The sequence below is a fragment of the Hyphobacterium sp. SN044 genome (genome assembly GCF_021864465.1).
In the GTDB taxonomy this organism is placed as follows: Bacteria; Pseudomonadota; Alphaproteobacteria; order Caulobacterales; family Maricaulaceae; genus Hyphobacterium.
In genome coordinates, this window is sequence record NZ_JAKKUV010000059.1 from 1 (window position 1) to 281 (window position 281).

General features: G+C 64.1%; 1 protein-coding gene. It reads right to left on the bottom strand.

Translation table 11 applies throughout. From position 1 onward, the window contains the following. Window positions 1-24: 24 nt before the first annotated feature. A partial coding sequence (locus L5876_RS14645; protein WP_236957098.1) for a YHS domain-containing protein occupies window positions 25-281 on the bottom strand: 257 nt, incomplete at its 5' end.

Genomic DNA, 281 nt, shown 5'->3' on the forward strand with positions numbered 1-281 from the left:
GGCCGTCGAGCTGCGGAGAGGTGATCACCTGGAGAGGTACTTCTCCGGATCGGCGTCGAACTTCTGCTTGCACCCGACGGCGCAGAAGTAAATCATCTGCCCCTTGTAGCTCGACTGGGCGGCGGCCTTCTTCGGGTCGACGTCCATCCCGCACACCGGATCCTTCGCCATGGCGCGTTCTCCTTCCTGTGACATCGTAGTGTGGAAGCGCTTGAGCCGCAGGCTGTTGGCGACGACAGAGACCGACGACAGCGCCATCGCCACCCCGGCCAGGATCGGCG